The 17,536-nt window shown below is 49.2% G+C and carries 13 protein-coding genes; 7 read left to right on the top strand and 6 right to left on the bottom strand.

What is annotated here, in order from left to right:
- Positions 1-948: a LysR family transcriptional regulator gene (locus ACFQ45_RS05145; protein WP_377365912.1), complete on the bottom strand. Its 948-nt coding sequence runs from the start codon at positions 946-948 to the stop codon at positions 1-3.
- Between the two features lie 108 nt (positions 949-1,056).
- Between ACFQ45_RS05145 and ACFQ45_RS05150 the strand changes: the two genes are divergently transcribed.
- Positions 1,057-2,037, top strand: coding sequence for an aldo/keto reductase (locus ACFQ45_RS05150; protein WP_377365913.1), 981 nt, complete (start codon positions 1,057-1,059; stop codon positions 2,035-2,037).
- Positions 2,038-2,068: 31 nt separating this feature from the next.
- On the opposite strand, the gene ACFQ45_RS05155 is transcribed toward ACFQ45_RS05150, so the two are convergent.
- Together ACFQ45_RS05155 and ACFQ45_RS05160 are read right to left on the bottom strand one after the other, a co-directional pair.
- On the bottom strand, positions 2,069-4,480 hold the full coding sequence (locus ACFQ45_RS05155; protein ID WP_377365914.1) for a YbcC family protein: 2,412 nt from the start codon (positions 4,478-4,480) through the stop codon (positions 2,069-2,071).
- A 2-nt stretch (positions 4,481-4,482) separates the two neighbouring features.
- A complete protein-coding gene (locus ACFQ45_RS05160) occupies positions 4,483-6,072 on the bottom strand; it encodes an NADH-quinone oxidoreductase subunit L (protein WP_377365915.1) in 1,590 nt (529 codons plus the stop codon).
- A gap of 153 nt (positions 6,073-6,225) precedes the next feature.
- Here ACFQ45_RS05160 and ACFQ45_RS05165 point away from each other — a divergent pair, with 153 nt between their 5' ends.
- From ACFQ45_RS05165 to ACFQ45_RS05190, 6 genes are all read left to right on the top strand, one after another.
- On the top strand, positions 6,226-7,110 hold the full coding sequence (locus ACFQ45_RS05165) for a LysR family transcriptional regulator (protein WP_377365916.1): 885 nt from the start codon (positions 6,226-6,228) through the stop codon (positions 7,108-7,110).
- A gap of 107 nt (positions 7,111-7,217) precedes the next feature.
- Positions 7,218-8,507 carry a diguanylate cyclase gene (locus ACFQ45_RS05170; RefSeq protein WP_377365917.1) on the top strand — a complete coding sequence of 430 codons (1,290 nt, stop codon included), beginning with the start codon at positions 7,218-7,220 and terminating at the stop codon, positions 8,505-8,507.
- 111 nt (positions 8,508-8,618) lie between these two features.
- Positions 8,619-10,187: a cation:proton antiporter domain-containing protein gene (locus tag ACFQ45_RS05175; protein ID WP_377365918.1), complete on the top strand. Its 1,569-nt coding sequence runs from the start codon at positions 8,619-8,621 to the stop codon at positions 10,185-10,187.
- A 74-nt stretch (positions 10,188-10,261) separates the two neighbouring features.
- Positions 10,262-11,509 (top strand): multidrug effflux MFS transporter, encoded by a 1,248-nt coding sequence (locus ACFQ45_RS05180; protein WP_377365919.1) that lies wholly within the window; start codon positions 10,262-10,264, stop codon positions 11,507-11,509.
- Between the two features lie 47 nt (positions 11,510-11,556).
- Positions 11,557-11,682: a DUF2256 domain-containing protein gene (locus tag ACFQ45_RS05185; protein ID WP_452600446.1), complete on the top strand. Its 126-nt coding sequence runs from the start codon at positions 11,557-11,559 to the stop codon at positions 11,680-11,682.
- A gap of 62 nt (positions 11,683-11,744) precedes the next feature.
- Entirely contained in the window at positions 11,745-13,073 is a 1,329-nt protein-coding gene (locus ACFQ45_RS05190; RefSeq protein WP_377365921.1) for an MATE family efflux transporter, read from the top strand.
- Positions 13,074-13,077: 4 nt separating this feature from the next.
- On the opposite strand, the gene ACFQ45_RS05195 is transcribed toward ACFQ45_RS05190, so the two are convergent.
- Genes ACFQ45_RS05195 through ACFQ45_RS05205 form a run of 3 tightly spaced genes read right to left on the bottom strand, consistent with a single transcriptional unit; the run spans position 13,078 to position 17,491 of the window.
- A complete protein-coding gene (locus ACFQ45_RS05195) occupies positions 13,078-14,631 on the bottom strand; it encodes a cryptochrome/photolyase family protein (protein ID WP_377365922.1) in 1,554 nt (517 codons plus the stop codon).
- A complete protein-coding gene (locus ACFQ45_RS05200) occupies positions 14,628-16,196 on the bottom strand; it encodes a cryptochrome/deoxyribodipyrimidine photo-lyase family protein (RefSeq protein WP_377365923.1) in 1,569 nt (522 codons plus the stop codon). The genes ACFQ45_RS05195 and ACFQ45_RS05200 overlap by 4 nt, the downstream gene beginning before the upstream one ends.
- Entirely contained in the window at positions 16,172-17,491 is a 1,320-nt protein-coding gene (locus tag ACFQ45_RS05205) for a DASH family cryptochrome (protein WP_377365924.1), read from the bottom strand. The genes ACFQ45_RS05200 and ACFQ45_RS05205 overlap by 25 nt, the downstream gene beginning before the upstream one ends.
- Positions 17,492-17,536 lie beyond the last annotated feature (45 nt).

The following is a 17,536-nucleotide window of genomic DNA, read 5'->3' on the forward strand; positions in this document are numbered from 1 at the left end:
CTAGGGCTTGCTCGAAGCCTGTGTACGTGAGTGCAACGAGTTGATTTGCCCCTGGGGGTCATTGGCAAAGGCGCTGGTTAAAAACTCAATTAAGGCCTTCACCCGGGCACTTGGGTGGCGGGCCTTAGGGTACACCAAGCTGGCGGTGGTTTGTCCGAGGGACCAGTCAGCGAGTACCTGCACCAGCTGGCCATTTGATAAGGCTTGTTCAACATAATAGCTGGGTTGGCGAGTGATCCCTAAGCCTGCCAAGGCAAAGCTATGGGCCACATGCCCGTTGCTACATTGTACCTTGGCTTGGACAGTGACTTCGTAAGGCTTCTCTCGATTTTCATGATGCTGCAATGTCCACTTTTTGATGCTGCCATTAATCAACGCATGATGTTGTAGGTCCCTAGGATGGTTTAAAGGCTCAGTGTTTAGAAGGTAATCTGGACTCGCTACCAGATAGTTCTGATAATGCGTTAACGGGCGGCCAATGAGGGAGGAATCGGACAAGGTCCCCATACGCACCACCAAGTCAAACTTCGCTTCAATCACATCTTCTCGAACGCTGGAAAAGTCCAGTTCAATCTGCACCTCTGGGTGTCGCTTCATAAACTGTGCTAAGACTGGCGCTAGAATTTGTTCACCAAACAAGCCTCCCACAGAGTTGATTCGAATCACGCCACTGAGATTGCTGTGCATATCTTGGGCGTTTTCCACAGCGAAATACAATTGATCGATGCCCGTGCGGCATTGTTGATAAAACACTTCCCCAGCACTGGTGAGTGAAATCACTCGCGTGGAGCGATGGAATAATTGAATCCCTAAGGTTTGTTCTAGCTGCCGAATGACTTGGGAGATTCGCGCACGGGATAAACCAAGACTTTGGGCCGCGCCAGTGAAGCTTTGATGTTCAGCAACGAGCAAGAATTCTTCAATACCGAAGGGTAGGGTAGATGGCATATTGTTAAATCTGACTTACCAATGGGTTAAATGTATTGCTGATTATAGACAATCTTTGTCAGGGTACACTATTTAGATATCGAACAAAGCCGAACCATTGGGGGTGTTATGAAGTATCGAACATTAGGTAAAACAGGATTCAAGGTCTCTGAAATCGGCTTAGGATGCTGGCAATTAGGCAACGACTTTGGGCCAGTGGAAGAGCAAATGGCTCAGGACATTTTGCAAACGGCCCAGCGCCATGGGGTGAATTTTTTTGATACCGCTGACGTGTACGGGGGCGGCATATCTGAGCAGCGTATTGGTCAATGGCGCGGGGAATTATCAGAGAAGCCTTTTATCGCAACCAAGGTAGGACGTAATCCTGATTTGTATCCGTCGGGTTATAGCAAGGCATCTGTGCGTGCCAGTTTGGAAGCATCGGCACGACGCTTGGGCGTTGAGGCAATTGATTTGGCTCAGCTTCATTGTGTTCCCCGAGAGGTCTTGTTTGCTGGGGATATTTTGGCGTGGATGGAAGACCTACAGCAAGAAGGCTTGATTCGTCACTTTGGCGCCAGTGTGGAGATGATTGATGAGGCGGTATTTGCTGTGCAGCATCCGAAAGTGGCGTCACTACAGGTATTGTTCAATATGTTTCGACAGGATGCCATCACCGAGTTGTTCCCCATTGCGGAGCAAAATAACGTGGGCATCATAGTGCGTTTGCCCCTCGCCAGTGGCCTATTGTCAGGCAAGATGACCCTAGATCGTCAGTTTGCCGAGACGGACCATCGATCCTACAACCAAGATGGGGCAGCCTTCCACGTTGGTGAAACCTTTAATGGCTTGCCCTATGCAACAGGGGTGGCCCTAGCCAATGAGGCACAGGCTTTGCTGCCTAATGATATGGCGTTGCTGGATGCAGCATTACGTTGGATTCTGGATCAACCTCAGGTGACGAGTGTGATTGCGGGAGCCTCTTCTGCCGCCCAGATTGAGCGTAATGCAAAAGCCTCTGACTTGGCGCCCCTAGACAGTGTCTTGCACAAGCAATTAGCGCAGTTTTATCAAGAGCGGGTACGTGAACACATACGCGGCGGTATCTAATTTGTGAAAAGAGGGTTCATTGAGGCAGCCGTTACATCGGCTGCCAATCACCTTCATAAAGTCGCGCAATGTGTTGATCCTGCCACTGGAATAAATACAGCCATTCGTTATCAACCAAATGGCTGAGTACCGAGTGCTTTTTAACCAGCTCAACAATGCGATCTTTTGGAGCATGGATGAAAACGTTTAAGCGCTCTGGGGTGTGCATCCAGCGCTCGCCGTCATAAATGGATTGGGTCGCAAGCCCGATGCGCAAATCACCACCATTGCCTTCAAACAAGCCAATGTGTTCCCCCACTGCGTTGTGCAGTACTTTGTTACCGCTGCCAAACTTGAAGTTGTCTGTCGTGGATAAGTTGTACTGCATGTTGATCCAATGGGTCACCAGCATAGGGGCTGTCAAAAGACGTTCTAAGATGCTGCCATCTGGGTCTTTATCTGCTTGGTAATCATGTAAGAAGCTACGGCCTTGGAGGTCCAATCCTCGGGTTAGGGCACGCGGCGCGATGACAAAGGCGTTGTTGTTTGCCAAGCCCCACTCAGGACGAGTTTGCGACCAATCCTTCGCTCTCAATTGATAGGCATGATCCCTTTCCACCTTATCCATATCCATTAACTTAGGGTCTAAATCTAGTGCCCGCTCTTGTTGGGTAAAATAGGTGGCTTGCTGTAACCAATGAATGACACCTTCCTGCTTTGGATGCAGGTAGCAGGTCACGTGATCCGTAATGGTATTGTGTAGGGCAGGCACAAATTGGGTGTTATCTGGTAGGTCATACCCTAGGGAGCGCAGTGCCTCACGAACGCCAGCATCGTTTAACAGTTGAGCCAATACGCGCACGTTAATCTCACCGCTTTGACCGCCACAAGCGCCACACTCTAGCCCTGCGCTTTGCAGGTTGTTACGGCTGTTACTGCCATGGCCTACCAGCAAGATGGTTTCGGCAAAGGACTTGAGTCCCATGACGTCAAGGACGCCTTTGGCGAGCTCCGCTTGGTCTTGTACGGTTAACGCTGTTCCCTGACGGGTTAGGGACCAGTTTACGGTTTTGGGTGGCTTGGCTGCTTCTTCAGCATGTTGATGGCTGAAAAGGTCGAGGCAGGTGTTTTTGAACATCTTAAAGGCGTACCACCAGCCCATGGATTCCACCATGGAAAAGGTGGCGACTGCCGTGGAGCCCCAACGGTGCCAGCTGGCTTCCCGAGAGGCTTCATTGAGTAATTCTTCATCCGTGTGGGATTCAAATACTTGTACGCTGGGGGCAATCAGGCCCGGAAGTTGTGGGCGAAAGCTCTGGGTACCTGCTTGTTGGTATTCAATGGGTAGACCAAAGAAGCCTGCAAACCCGTAAGTCTCGATGTTTGGGCTCAGTTGCTCTAGGGCGCGACGGTAGACTTCTGAGCGGACATCAATACAGAAAATCGCCTGCATGCTTGGGGTGTTAGCTGGCTCAGGGTGGTGACTGCGCAGTTTTTTTACTAGGTCTGTTTGTTCGCTCAGCTCCAAAGCGCGTGCCCAGATCATTTGCGGCAATAGGGCTATCTTGTGCTGTCCACCTAGGTCATGCATGTTGCGCAGTTGGTTATCCCAGCGCTGGGTCAAAATATCAAAATCGTCCTGATGATGGCGGCTCATGTAGCGCCAAACCACCCATTCCCAAGCCAATTTAATGGCTAATAAGGACAAGATGTCTTGATCTTGGCTGCCGGATTTCTCCGCTTCAAACCGACGGTAGGCCAGATACGCCCCCCAACCATTTATGTCCAGCAATAGGGCTTGGCAATAGAGACTTAAGGCAGCGTCTGATAGACCGAATTCTTTGATCACTAGGGCAATCAGTTCTTCTTGGTTTTCAGGCAGTTGGTCGAATTCTTTGTTCAGTTCGTCCTCTGACATGATGATGCTTAGGCCGCGATCCTGGCGGGTAATGTAGAGCCAGTGTTGGTACAGGTTCATGGACTGTTCGCGGTACTGACGTTGCAACATGGGCCGTTGTTGCTGGTAATGAGCGGCACAGAATTGACTGATCTGATGGGTGATTTCATCGTGCCAAGACATCTTGTTTTCGGAGCGGGAAAGATCCGCCCAATCCGCTATGTTGCGCCAACTGTCGGGGCGTTTTTCGGGGGTTATTAAATACCCCATCAATTCATCACCACGGAGTTCTAGATCGTACTCTGCGGCAGCCTTTTCTAAAGCGCTATCATCAATGCGCCCGTCTTTGTACCAGGCGTAATAAGTGGCTTGATCCATATGACAACGGGCACTGGCCAACCAAGAAACATCTGCGGCCACTTGATTAAAATGGTGATCGATACGTTGCCAAAGTGGGTTCACGGCGATCATTCGATCCAAAGGCCAGTTAGGGGCAATGCTCTGGGTCGCAATCGAAAGCGCCTGTTGTTGGCTTTCAGAAAGTGATTTAGACGTTGAGGCTTCCATAACTATTTTTTCCATTTCTTCGGTAACTTAGTCAGACCAAACTTGTTGCTTTGGTGTTTCACTTTTGAGTGGGCAGGTAAGCGCACTGGCCAAATCTGTAGAGTCACTTTGGTGAACCATTCATCCAGATAAAAGCCTGCAAACAGTGCCGTTGAAAATTGACGCACCCAGGGTAAATGGGCGTAGTAACGTAGACAAATAGCCAGTGCTACTAGGGCAATAAAGAGTGCACAGGCCCATAAATCTGGCGCGCTGTAGGCCGCTACGGTATGGGTTGTTGCATGACCTTCAAGGGAGTTTTGTAATAGCCATCCCATAACGGTTTTGAGGCCACCATACAGCAATGCTAACCCAAGGCTAACAGCCCCAAGGCGTACCAAATGAGCTGGACGAGGTACGCTGCGACCTTGTGCCACTAGGATAGTGAGGGCAAAAGCAAACAGCCACCAAGGGCTCATTGGACCGTGATATCCCCAGAACCATATCGCCAGGGTGACAGATACAACACTGAAGGCTGCTGCGGCAATCCACGATAAATAGTTAGGTGACTCATCTGGTGCCAGCTTGCGCTGTAGAAACTCCTGTACAGCGCTGCCTGAATTTAAGAAAGCATGGGCCTTGTAAACCGAGTGAGTGAGCAAGTGAAGGATCGCGAGTTCATACAAGCCTAGGGCACATTCCAGCAGCATTAAGCCCATTTGCGCACTGGTGGACCAGGCTAAGCGTACCTTCACACTGATACGGGTGGTCATGATCAAGGCACTGACAAGGGTGGTCAAACCGGCCACGATCAGTAGCAACCAGATGGCCAATCCACTCAAATGCAGCAATGGGTAGAAGGTTAAAACGAGATAACCACCAAGGTTAATAATGCCTGCGTGCAATAGGGCACTGACTGGCGTTGGGGCTTCAACTACTTGCATCAACCAACCATGGACTGGCAGCTGAGCACATTTCATTAAAGCTGCCACGGCGATCAAAATGGAAGCGACTTGCTCTTGCCAAGTGAGAGGTTCATCCATTTGCGCCATGATGTTAGTGATATACCAGCTATCATGGGCTTGGGATAAGAGCCAGAAGGCGACCAAAAGTGAGATTTCAGCCACCCGCGCCAGGATAAACTTTTTATGGGCAGCAATGATGGCGCGATGACGGTCTGGGTAATAGGTCAGTAAGAAGTGAAGCCCTAAACTAATGCCCATCCAACCGGCCCAGAAGGCTAATAAATGGTTGCTGGTCAGGGTCAGAGTTACGGCGCTAAGGGTCAGCATCAACCAACGATAGTAATGACTCACTCGCTGGGAACCCGCCATGTAATGCTGGGAGAACTGTACAAGAATCCAAGCCATAAACACCACAAGGATCAGCATTAACGCACTCAGCATGGTGCCATTCACTGGGGCGTCTAGGGCTAATGCAAGGCGGCTTGGGGCTTGGAACATCCAAGAGATTAAACTTATTAATAGGATCACAGGAGCAATGCGCGATCCCCATAGGGCAATTTTGGCAGCATGTTTTTGCCAACGTTGGAGTCCACAGGCGATGCCAGTCAGTGCAAACAGTATAGGAAGTAAAAAAGTAAAGAAGGTCATGTCGAGCTTGGGTCGTCCTTTATTGCCATGGAATCCATTATGCCAGCGTATAAAAGTTAATAAAAATACATATATTTAAACAAATCGTTCTGTTTTGGTTATGTATTTTTAAATACCATTGATGCTTTCTGTTATGGGTCCCATGGGGTTGCTATGTCACGCTTGAACTACCACCACTTATATTACTTTTGGCGTGTTGCGAGTATAGGTCATTTGACCCAGGCAGCGGAGCAATTGCACATTTCACAATCCGCTTTGTCTGCTCAGATCAAACAATTGGAAGGTAACATTGGTCAGCCGTTATTTGAAAGAGAGGGACGTCGCCTCGTACTGACGGATGTGGGTAAGCGAGTGCAGCTCTATGCCCAAGACATTTTCTCCACCGGAGAGGAGCTGGAGCAGTTTTTGAAAAGCGGCAACAGCGCCAGCCATCAACATCTAAACATTGGCGTTGAAATGCACTTGTCTCGTAACTTTATCGAGGCGTTTATCACCCCTTTGCTGAATGAACCAAACGTTAGCTTTTCCCTGTATGCTCGTACCATGAATGACCTGATGGAAGGCTTAACCAATCATGAGCTGGACATAGCGTTAACCAATCGCGCGCTTAGCAACGATGTCCATGGTGTGCTTTGGCAAAACCAGCTGGTGGCGCGCCAGTCTGTGGCCATTGTTGGCCCATATGGTGAGCAACCTTTACGGGCGTTTCCTGAAGGTTATCAAGATAAAAAATGGATTCTTCCAGCGCGCAATATGGGTATTCGCTCAGTCTTTGAATCCTTCTGCGCAACTCACCATTATCGTGCCGAGATCAAAGCCGAGGTGGATGATATGGCCATGATGCGATTGCTGGCACGAGACAGTGGCTATTTGTCCGTGATGCCGCCGGTGGTGGTTAAAGATGAGATCGAAAGCAAACGTTTGCAGTTGTATCAGTCTCTGCCTCAGGCATTTGAGCACTTCTATGCCATCAGTCTACCCCGTAAATTTATTCCAGAAGTGTTGTTAAACCTATTGCGTTCTAACCAAGTGGAATAGAGGGCAAAGAATAGGCTCTTGTTCACATGTTGTTACTGACATTTGTTGTAAACTCATTATGATTCAAAGATCGTTTTTAATTTGTCTAAGTACCTGAACCCTTCTCTATGTCCACAGAATATGACCATCTAATGCATTTATCAGACCACTCACAGGTTGAGCTGTTTGAGTTGATCCCAGATGTGGTTTGGATCTTCGATCTGGACAAACATGGCTGGTGGTGGGGCAATTCTGCCTCCCTTAAGTTCTGGGGATTAACGACTTTGGATGAATTGATCAATAAAGATCTCTCTGGCGATACACAAGGTGCGAAAGATCGTACGGCTCAGACGTTTGAGTTGGCGGTAAAAAATGGTTTAACCATTGACCCTTGGACCACTTACCCAAATGGTAAGCCCAAAACGATTTATATGCGCCATCGTGCTGCATTAGTGGGGCCTGAAAAGCATCGCGCCATCATTGCTTTTGTGAACGAAGAGGTGAATTTAGGGGAAACCCCTGAGAATCTTTTGTTGGTAGAAGCGATGCGTTATACCAGTGTCTTGGTAACGAGCTTTACCTTTGCTGGGGAGCCCATTGTGGAAAATCCCGCTGCTACGGAAGCTTATAAACACTTATCACGCGATGGGTTTGCCGAAGACAAGTCGTTCTTTACGGCCCGTTTTGTTGACGAGGCTGAGGGCCAGCGAGTTCTAGCCCAAGCCATTCATGACAAAGGCGGTCAATGGACCTGTGAAGTAAATACATCACAAGGTATCAAAAAACACACTCTAGACCTGCGAATGACTCGACACCCTTTGACGGGGGAGTTTTTACTCTTGATGTCCGAGTATGATGTTACCCAGTTGCATGAAGCATTGGATACGGCGGAGAAAGCCCAGCACCAGTTGCGCCAAATGGCCCATTACGATGCGGTGACAAGCATTCCTTCGATGCATTATATGCTAGCCAAAGAGCGCGAGCTGATTGCTCAGGCAGAATCTGAGAAGGGCGGTTTGGCAATCCTATATTTGGATCTAGATGGCTTTAAAGACATTAATGACAGCTACGGCCATGATGCTGGAAATCAGGTACTCAAATGCATTGCTGAGCGAATAGATCGCTTGGTTCGTAATGTCGGGCAAGTCGTACGTATCGGCGGCGATGAATTTTTGATTTGGCTGGAAGGCAAGTTAGACGATGAAGCCATAGAGGACGTTGCTCAAAGTGTGTTGGCCGCGGTGCAACAAGGTATTGAGTTGTCCTGTGCTGAAACGTCTGTCTGTGTCACCACCAGTATTGGGGTTGCTCGCTACCCTGAGCACGGAAAAAATTTAGAAGCCTTGATTCAAGCGGCAGACAGTGCCATGTATCAAGTGAAAAAGTCTGGCAAAGCCGCTGTGGCAAAGCATTCTTAGATCGTTTTTTTGAGTTCAATATACCGTCAGCGCAAACGGTTTATGAGGTGTTATCGCCTCATTAAACATGCGCCTCCTCTGTTAAAACCGATGGATTAGATTTTAAAAGTTATGGAATTTATTTGGATTTTATTTGCGTTTCTATGTGGCCTAGCGGTGAAGTTGGTAAAACTACCACCGCTAATTGGTTTTTTAGGCGCGGGCTTTTTGCTGAACTTCATGCAGGTGCAGCCTTCGAGTGTGTTGTCCCATTTGTCTGATTTGGGTATTACCTTGATGCTGTTTTGTATTGGCTTGAAGCTTCATGTGAAGGATCTGTTGAAGCGGGAAGTCTGGGCCTCGACATTAGGGCACATGGGAGCCTGGACCATAGTTATCATTGGTGTGGCGTCTCTACTTGGCATCATAGGTCTGAATTATTTTGATGTGCTGACCCTGCGCACTGCAGCGTTAGTGGGTTTTGCTCTGAGTTTCTCTAGTACTGTATGTATTGTGAAGCTGCTGGAAGAAACTGGTGAGATGAAAACTCGCCACGGTCAGTTGGCCTTGGGCATCTTGGTCATGCAAGACATTGTGGCGGTCGTGTTTCTGGTGTTGGCAACGGGTAAGGTGCCGAGTCTGTGGGCCTTGTTGTTGTTTGCCTTGATTCCACTGCGTCCAGTGCTGGGGCGTATTTTGGATAAATCTGGTCACGGGGAAATGTTGCCACTGACGGGCTTGTTCTTTGCTTTAGGCGGTTATGAGCTGTTTTATCTAGTGGGTGTCAAAGGGGATTTAGGGGCTTTGATTTTAGGGATTTTGTTGGCTTCCCACAGCAAGGCGGCGGAGCTGAATAAATCCCTAATGAATTTTAAAGACTTGTTCCTAATCGGCTTCTTTTTATCGATTGGCTTTAGTGCGTTACCTACTTGGGAAATGTTTGGCTTAAGCTTGATCCTAACGGCGCTTTTGGTGGCTAAATTTGTCTTGTTCTTCTATTTCTTTGCCAGCTTGCGTCTACGTGGTCGTACTTCGTTCTTGGGGGCATTAGCACTGTCAAACTACAGTGAGTTTGGTTTGATTGTGGTGGCCTTGAGTGTGAGTTATGGCTGGTTGAGCAATGAATGGCTGGTGATTTTGGCCCTAGCCGTGTCTTTCTCATTTGTGATTACGAGTATTTTGTACCGCAAAGCTCATAGCTACTTCCGTCGCTATAAGGATACGATTCGCCGCTACGAGCATTCGGTGGCGTTACCAGAAGATACCTTGTATCAGCCGAAAAATATGGAAATCTTGGTCGTAGGACTAGGTCGAGTGGGACGTGGTGCCTATGACTCGCTCAACAGTATGGTGTCTGGCGGTGTAGTGGCTGGTATGGATGCGGATCAGTTCCGTATCAAGGCCATGCAAGCTGACCAACAGAATGTTTTCTTTGGTGACGGTGAAGACGTGGACCTTTGGGAGCACCTGGACTTATCAGGCGTGAAACTGATTCTGTTGGCACTGCCGTCTGCGGATGACAGCGTGAACGTGGTGAAACAGCTTCGCAGCGCAGGCTTTGAAGGGCAGGTGGCGGCCATTGCCCGTTACCATGATGAACGTGAATACATGGTCAAGGCGGGCATTAACAACGTCTTCAACTTCTATACCGAAGCCGGTACTGGTTTTGCCGAAGAAAGTTTAGCCCTGTTAAAAGCTTAATAGAGTCTCCGTTTTTCAACGGTGCGGTGAGGTGTTTTGTGCTAGCCTAGCTTTCCTAAAAATAAGGAACGCTTATGAAACGCCTCACCCATGGCTTCTCCCTAAGCGCCCAAAAGGCGCTGTCTGAAAAAGAATTCATCGCATTATTTTCGATAATGATGTCTCTCACGGCCCTGAGTATGGACGCTGTCCTGCCTGCCTTCCGTGATATGGCCCTTAGTCTGCAGGTCGCAGATGTGACTCGTATGCAATGGGTGGTTTCTGCCTTAATCGGTGGGATGGTGTTTGGTGAGCTGTTATTCGGTCCCTTGTCTGACGCTATTGGCCGCAAGAAAAGCATCCTCATCGGTGTGGGGATCTATATGGCGGGCACCTTGGTGGCGATGGGAGCTCACTCCTTAGAAACATTATTGCTAGGGCGAGCAATCCAAGGGTTTGGGGTCGCCGGACCAAAGATTGCGTCTCGTGCTCTGATCCGAGATCTGCATAAGGGCGCCCGTATGGCGCGTATCATGTCCTATGTGATGGTGATCTTTATATTGGTACCCATGTTGGCGCCTTCTTTAGGGCAGTTAGTCCTCATGGTGGGGAACTGGCGTTGGATCTTTGGTGCCTTGATCCTGCAAGCCGCTATTGCCTCCCTTTGGTTGATATTACGTCAGCCTGAAACCTTGCTCCATGAAGCGCGTAAACCCTTACATGCTGGCCGATTGGTACAGGATGCCCTCAGTATTTTTGCCCGTAAAGAAGTGGTGTGCTACGCCATGATGGCGGGCTTGATGTTCTCGGGTTTGATGCTTTACATTGGCTTGGCTCAATCCATTTATCAAGACCTGTATCATGTGGGGGATGCTTTTCCCTTGTACTTTGCCTTGATGTCCGGCGGGGCGGGGATAGCGTCTTTTACGAATGGGCGAATTGTGGTGCGTTTGGGAATGCGACGTGTGGTGTCTTTTGCCCTGAAATTAAAGTTTACCGCGGCCATTAGTATGCTCAGTGTCTGCCTTCTGTTTGATGGCGTTCCGCCAATGTGGCTGTTTTTGAGTATTGGTATGGTGTTGTTTTTTACCTTGGGTTTATTGTTTGGCAATGTGAATGCTTTGGCCATGGAGCCCTTGGGGAAAACCGCAGGATTAGGCTCCTCCTTGGTGTCATCGTCGTCGAGTTTGTTGGCCGTTATTTTGTCGGTCATTGTGGGCAGTTTTTATGACTTTTCTGTCACGCCTTTGGCGGTGGGCTTTACCTTATTTACGGCGACAGCCTATGGTTTGTTTCGTTATGCGGATCGAATTAAAGCAAGCTACGGGGAAACAGGGGAGTAAAGGTGCCGTCTCATAAAAAGCCACATCTTCCAGAAAAGGTCTGTCTAGTGTGTGGGCGGCCGTTTGCTTGGCGCAAAAAGTGGGCGTCTTGCTGGGAAGACGTGAAATATTGTTCTGAGCGCTGTCGGCGACAGCGTGCCAAGCAAGCAAAAAGCGGGGAAAATTCACAATAGTGACCCTAACTTCCAGTACAATGGCGCTCATTAATCGGCTTTTCTAATGACCTCGGAGTTCCATGCAATCCAATAAAAACGTTGCAAAACAACTATTCTCTATGACTTGGCCAATGCTGTTTGGCATCTTGTCATTGATGAGCTTTCAGCTTGTAGACAGTGCCTTTATCGGTCAGCTGGGTGTGCTTCCCTTGGCGGCACAAGGGTTCACTGCTCCTATTCAGTTGATTTTTATTGGCCTTCAAGTGGGCCTTGGTATCGCTACGACGGCGCTGATTTCCCGTGCCTTAGGGGCAGATAATCCGCACTTTGCAAAACAGCTGGGTGGATTAGTTATATTGCTGGGTGCGGCGGGGATTTTTGTCTTTTCTTTATTGATTTGGTTTTTCCGCGGCCCTGTGCTGGCGATGCTGAGTGCGCCGGACTCGGTGACGCCTATCATTGATGATTACTGGATTTGGTGGCTCATCAGTACTTGGCTAGGGGCAATGATTTACTTCTTCTACAGCATCTGTCGCTCCAACGGCAATACCATGCTGCCGGGCATCATGATGATTGTCACCAGCTTGCTGAACATTGCCTTGGACCCGCTGTTTATTTTTGTTTTTGACATGGGCATTGTAGGGGCCGCTGTGGCGACTATTTTGGCGTTTGGTATCGGTCTCTTGGTGATGACCCCCAAGGTGTTGGCCAATCATTGGCTGAGCTTTGATTTTAGCGATCTCAATATTGGTGAAACCCTAGGTAAGATCGGCCATATTATGGGGCCCGCTATGATGAGTCAGTTGTTGCCGCCCGTTTCAGCGGTCTTGGCGACTAAGCTGTTGGCAGGCTTTGGTACAGCAGCGGTGGCCGCTTGGGCGGTGGGTTCCCGTTTTGAGTTTTTTGCCATCGTGACTGTACTGGCGTTGACGATGACCTTGCCACCCATGGTGGGACGTTTGTTTGGTGCGGGCAATGTGGCTGAGATCAAGCAGCTGGTGCGCATTGCTGTGATGTATGTACTGGGATTCCAAGCTTTGGTTGCTGCCTTGGTGTGGTGGTTTGCCGCGCCTTTGGCTGCGCTCATGTCCAGTGATGCAGAGGTGATCGAGTTGGTTACTTGGCATTTGCTTTGGATTCCGATTTCTCTAGGGCCATTAGGCGTTTGCATGATCATGGTGTCGGTTGCCAATGCGTTAGGTCGGTCCTATCGCGCTTTGTGGATTTCCACTTTACGCTTGTTTGCTTTCTTTTTACCTGGGCTGTGGCTCGGTGGGCAGATCGGTGGCCTATGGGGGATTTTTATCGGTGCCGCCATTGCGAACATCTGTGCTGGCATTGCAGCGTGGCAGGTTTATCAGCGTATTTTGAAAGCGACCTGCAATACGTCTGTGCCGGCCGCTTCTTAAAGGCTTAAAGTTCTTCTATGTTGTCTAGGCACCATTGGGCCCGATCTAAGATGTCTTGGCGATAGCTGGCATCCTGGCGATCCCAGTTACCATAAATCACACCTATGCGTGGGTTTTTGAATAAACGCTCCCGATGCTTGTCCATAAAGCGCCAATAGAGGCTGTTAAGTGGGCAGGCATTATCAGTGGTTTTTTCGTCCACGTCGTAATGGCAGCTTGCGCAGTAGTCACTCATACGTTGGATGTAGCTGCCGCTGGCGGCGTAGGGTTTGGAGGCGATCCAGCCCCCGTCAGCGAACTGACTCATACTGCGGGTATTGGGTAGCTCTACCCATTCCAAAGCATCCACATAGATGCCTAGATACCATTCGTCTACTTGGCTCGGCGCCACTTCAGTGAGAAGGCAGAAGTTCCCCGTTACCATCAAACGTTGAATGTGGTGGGCATAGGCGTATTCCAAAGATTGGCCAATGGCTTGGGACAAACAGTTCATCTTGGTATGTCCATTCCAGAAATAGGAGGGTAGATCTCGATGGGCCTCTAAAGCATTCTGATCGTGGTAGTCGGGCATGTTGATCCAGTACATACCGCGCACATATTCACGCCAGCCTAAAATTTGCCGTACAAAGCCTTCTACTTGGGCAATACTGATGTCTTTTTTGCGGTATTCGTAAGTCAGTACTGCGGCTTTGATCACATGCTTTGGGCTGATCATTTTGGTGTTCAAAGCAAAGGACAAACGTGAGTGATATAGGCTCCATTTGTGGGGTGTCTGGTCGGTCATAGCGTCTTGGAAACGGCCAAAATTAGGCAGCAGGTGATCACAGAAAAACTGCAGCAAGGTCAAAGCATCGTGACGGGTGACCGGCCAGAGTAGGGTGTCGCAAGGTTTGCCCAAGTAAGGAATCTGATGACGTTCAATGCGCTCTTTGATGGTCGTTACATCCTGTTGGAAACACAGAGGTTCAGGAATATGGGCCATGTCTTTTGCTTTGAGCTTATGACGGTTGGAGCTGTCAAAGTTCCACTTGCCTCCCTCCGGGGTGTTTTCATCTTCCATTAGAATATTAAAGCGCTGGCGCATTTTGCGGTAAAAATGCTCCATACGGGTAGGCGCTTTGGGTTTGAAGTGCTTTGGAATGTCGTCGAAAGGCAGCATAAAGTGCTGTGTATCGTGGAGGGAGACGGACTGCACGGCCTTTTCTGCCACGGATTTGTATTCCATCAACACTCGATATTCGTCTGGACGCTGCAATTCAATGCGGCGGACGCCTATCTCATTGGCTGTTTCCATAATGAGAGAGGCCAGTGTTTTGTCTTGAGTGTGATCAAGGGTCAAAAAGCGTACCTGGTGCCCAGCTTCTTGTAGCGCCTCAGAGAACTTTTCCATAGCGAGGAAGAAAGCACATAACTTTTGAAAGTGGTGTTTTACATAGGTGGCTTCAGGGTGTAACTCTGCCATCAGGTAAAGGACGCCATCGTCCACTTTACGTAGCCATTTATGACCAGCGTTGAGTTGATCGCCAAGAATCACCCGAAGCGTGTGGTATTGGGTCATGACGGTGTCTCCGATTGGTCCTTGCGTGTAGCACGGGCCTGTTTTGCAGCTTGGTTAGGTGAGCGCACATGGCGGCTCAGAATGCGCTGCTTTTCACTTTGAACTTCAGGGTGTTTGCGGTATCCCCAAAGCCGCTCTCGTGCGGCCTTGGCCGCTGCTCCCAGATCGATGATCGGGGCAGGATAATCTTTGCCTATATGGCACTGGTGCAGTGCTTCTTCCATGGCGGTCATCTCCCAAGGTGTATGGATTAACGGAGCCGGTACATCGCGCAATTCTGGCACCCAGCGGCGGATGAAGTCACCTTCTGGGTCTTGGTCTTGAGATTGTTTGAGCGGATTGTAAATGCGGATGGTATTGGTCCCCGTCACACCTGCTTGCATTTGAAATTGTGGATAATGGATGCCTGGCTCAAAATCGAGAAACAGGCGCGCTAAGTGATGTACCCCAAGACGCCAATCGATATTTAAGTGGTGGCATAAAAAGCTGACGAGCATAGCGCGCATGCGAAAGTTTATATACCCAGTAGAGTGTAAAGCCCGCATACAGGCATCAATCATTGGGTAGCCCGTTTGCCCGATCTGCCATGCTCGCAAATCCTCCTGACAGCTTGCAACCTCGCGATATGGAAATAGGGTGTAAGCACGATTGACTGGTCGGAATTCCATGTCCGACTCGCTTTCAAACTTTTGCATAAAGTGACAATGCCAGTGAAGTCTTGAGCTTAACGCGACGAGAGTGCGCCGCCAGCCTTTAGTGTGCCAGCGTGATAACAGGTCCTGATACACCTCCCTCAGACTAATATTTCCCCAAGCTAAATAAGGCGACAGGCGAGTGCAGGCAGAGCGGCTGCTGAGAGGACTTGAAAGGGAGCGATAATAGTTTTGACCTCGCTCTTCATAAAAACTATGCAGTGTTTGCCAGGCGAGGCTAGGGCCGCCAGTTTGCATGCCTTTTTGTGGCTGCTGCCAAGTGTCAGGAATGATGGACTCATCCAATTCAGGCAAAGGTTTAACATCAAACCAACGAACCGATGACAGCGATATATTTTCTAAGGGGGCTCGCATCATGGTTTGCCAGTCTTTATCCCAACTGTCTCGGTTGTTAAGAGCGCGGATCACTGCACCGGTTTGAAACTCACGCCATTGAATGTCTTGCTCCACACACCACTTAGCCACGGTTTTGTCTCGAGCAAAGGTAAGGTTGATACCAATTTCTTGATGGCTGAATAGCTCTCGGAAGCCGGTTTGTGTCTGCAGAGAGTTGAGAGCCTCCAGAGTGTTTCCCCAAACCAAATGGATTTGACTGTTATAAGGAGCCAATTGTCGATTCAAATCCAGCAGGGATTGCCAAACAAAGCGCCAATGACGATCCTCATAATGGGGATCGTCAATTAACTCGGGTTCAAAAATATAAAGCAGCAACACCGGCCGCCCCGATTGATGAGCGCTATGTAACGGGGCATGGTCGGTTAAACGCAAATCACGTTTTAGCCAAACCACCACGGGTGTCTCGAGTTCAGAAGGTGTGTGTGACATGGTTACTGGGAAGGCGAAATGGGCCAATCGGCGGCATCCACCGAATCCAATTGAGCGTCAAAATTATGGCCACACCATTTCTCAATAAAATGGTGCTCGGGATCATACATCTCAGTTTGCTTGGCGATATTAAAATGCCGTCCGCCGCGAGGGTCGGCACCGACACCAGCAATGTACTGCCAATTACCCCAGTTGGAGCCCACATCATAATCAAGCAATTGTTGCTCAAAATACGCCGCACCATAGCGCCAATCAATGCCGAGTTCGTAGATTAGACAGCTGGCCACTATTTGACGTCCCCGGTTGCTCATAAAGCCTGTTTCCTTGAGCTGCTTCATGCAAGCATTTACCAATGCATAAGGAGTGTTGCCTTGGCACCACTTCTTGAATCGCTCTGGATAGAAGCTGCCTCGGAAAGGGCGTTTGAAAGGACCGTCCTGTTTGAAGAGATGCTTGCCATGCAAGATGGCGTACCAATGAAAATACTCTCGCCATAACAACTCAAAGAAGATCCAATAGGTAGACTCATTGGCCCCATGATCCCGTTCATACACATCTAGGCAAGCGCGAATTTGTCGTGCTGAAAGACTGCCTTGGGCAAGCCAAGGAGAAAACTTTGTGGTGCTCTCCCAACCATCCAATTCGTTCCGGGTTTGCTTGTAATGGGACGCCAGATCAGTGGCGAAATAGTCGCTGAGTTGGTTCAAGCCTGCCAGCTCGCCACCATTAAAGGTGCTGTGGTCGGAGCGTTTTTTAAGTGGCCAAGGAGCGATGCCATTTAGGTTGAACTTAGGAGCAGGGGGTAATTCGTCTAGCTCAGGAAGAGGTGATTCCACAGGAAGTTCTTCGATCAAACGGCGGAACTTTGAGAAAGAAGCGGGCAGTTGTTCCAGCTCAAAAGGAAGCTGTGCTGCGCTAAATAGGGTTAGGCCGTCTTCTTCGTGGAATGCCACATCCGTGTATCGCTCGGACAATCGCATCAGCGTCTGGCGTTCGTTGTGACCAGAATGTTGGTTCCGATACACATGGGAGATCGGCAGACTGTTGAGCAGTAAAGCAATAGTAGAGTGGGCCGTATGACGGCTTACATATAAGTTTTGCCCCAGTCCATTTAAACCACGGGAAAGTTCATCGAGCCCTTCGGTTAGAAAGCGCTGACGTTGCTTGGACATGCCTTGTAAACCATAGCGATTAGGTTGATGTAAGTGGGGCTCATCACAATACACGCAGACTAACTGGTCGACTTCTTGGGCGGCGCGCCAGAGTATCTTTTGGTCGGCACAACGGAGGTCATCACCAAACCATACTAATCCGATCTTCATGGACTTCTCCTTTCATACTAAGGACTAATACGTTGCGATTTTGGA

Source organism: Rhodanobacter aciditrophus, assembly GCF_042679525.1.
GTDB lineage: Bacteria > Pseudomonadota > Gammaproteobacteria > Pseudomonadales > Marinomonadaceae > Marinomonas > Marinomonas aciditrophus.

Excerpts from the sequence above, each read along its gene's own strand:
- ACFQ45_RS05145 (WP_377365912.1), bottom strand. The coding sequence starts at position 948 with ATGCCATCTACCCTACCCTTCGGTATTGAAGAATTCTTGCTCGTTGCT.
- ACFQ45_RS05150 (WP_377365913.1), top strand. The coding sequence starts at position 1,057 with ATGAAGTATCGAACATTAGGTAAAACAGGATTCAAGGTCTCTGAAATC.
- ACFQ45_RS05155 (WP_377365914.1), bottom strand. The coding sequence starts at position 4,480 with ATGGAAGCCTCAACGTCTAAATCACTTTCTGAAAGCCAACAACAGGCG.
- ACFQ45_RS05160 (WP_377365915.1), bottom strand. The coding sequence starts at position 6,072 with ATGACCTTCTTTACTTTTTTACTTCCTATACTGTTTGCACTGACTGGC.
- ACFQ45_RS05165 (WP_377365916.1), top strand. The coding sequence starts at position 6,226 with ATGTCACGCTTGAACTACCACCACTTATATTACTTTTGGCGTGTTGCG.
- ACFQ45_RS05170 (WP_377365917.1), top strand. The coding sequence starts at position 7,218 with ATGTCCACAGAATATGACCATCTAATGCATTTATCAGACCACTCACAG.
- ACFQ45_RS05175 (WP_377365918.1), top strand. The coding sequence starts at position 8,619 with ATGGAATTTATTTGGATTTTATTTGCGTTTCTATGTGGCCTAGCGGTG.
- ACFQ45_RS05180 (WP_377365919.1), top strand. The coding sequence starts at position 10,262 with ATGAAACGCCTCACCCATGGCTTCTCCCTAAGCGCCCAAAAGGCGCTG.
- ACFQ45_RS05190 (WP_377365921.1), top strand. The coding sequence starts at position 11,745 with ATGCAATCCAATAAAAACGTTGCAAAACAACTATTCTCTATGACTTGG.
- ACFQ45_RS05195 (WP_377365922.1), bottom strand. The coding sequence starts at position 14,631 with ATGACCCAATACCACACGCTTCGGGTGATTCTTGGCGATCAACTCAAC.
- ACFQ45_RS05205 (WP_377365924.1), bottom strand. The coding sequence starts at position 17,491 with ATGAAGATCGGATTAGTATGGTTTGGTGATGACCTCCGTTGTGCCGAC.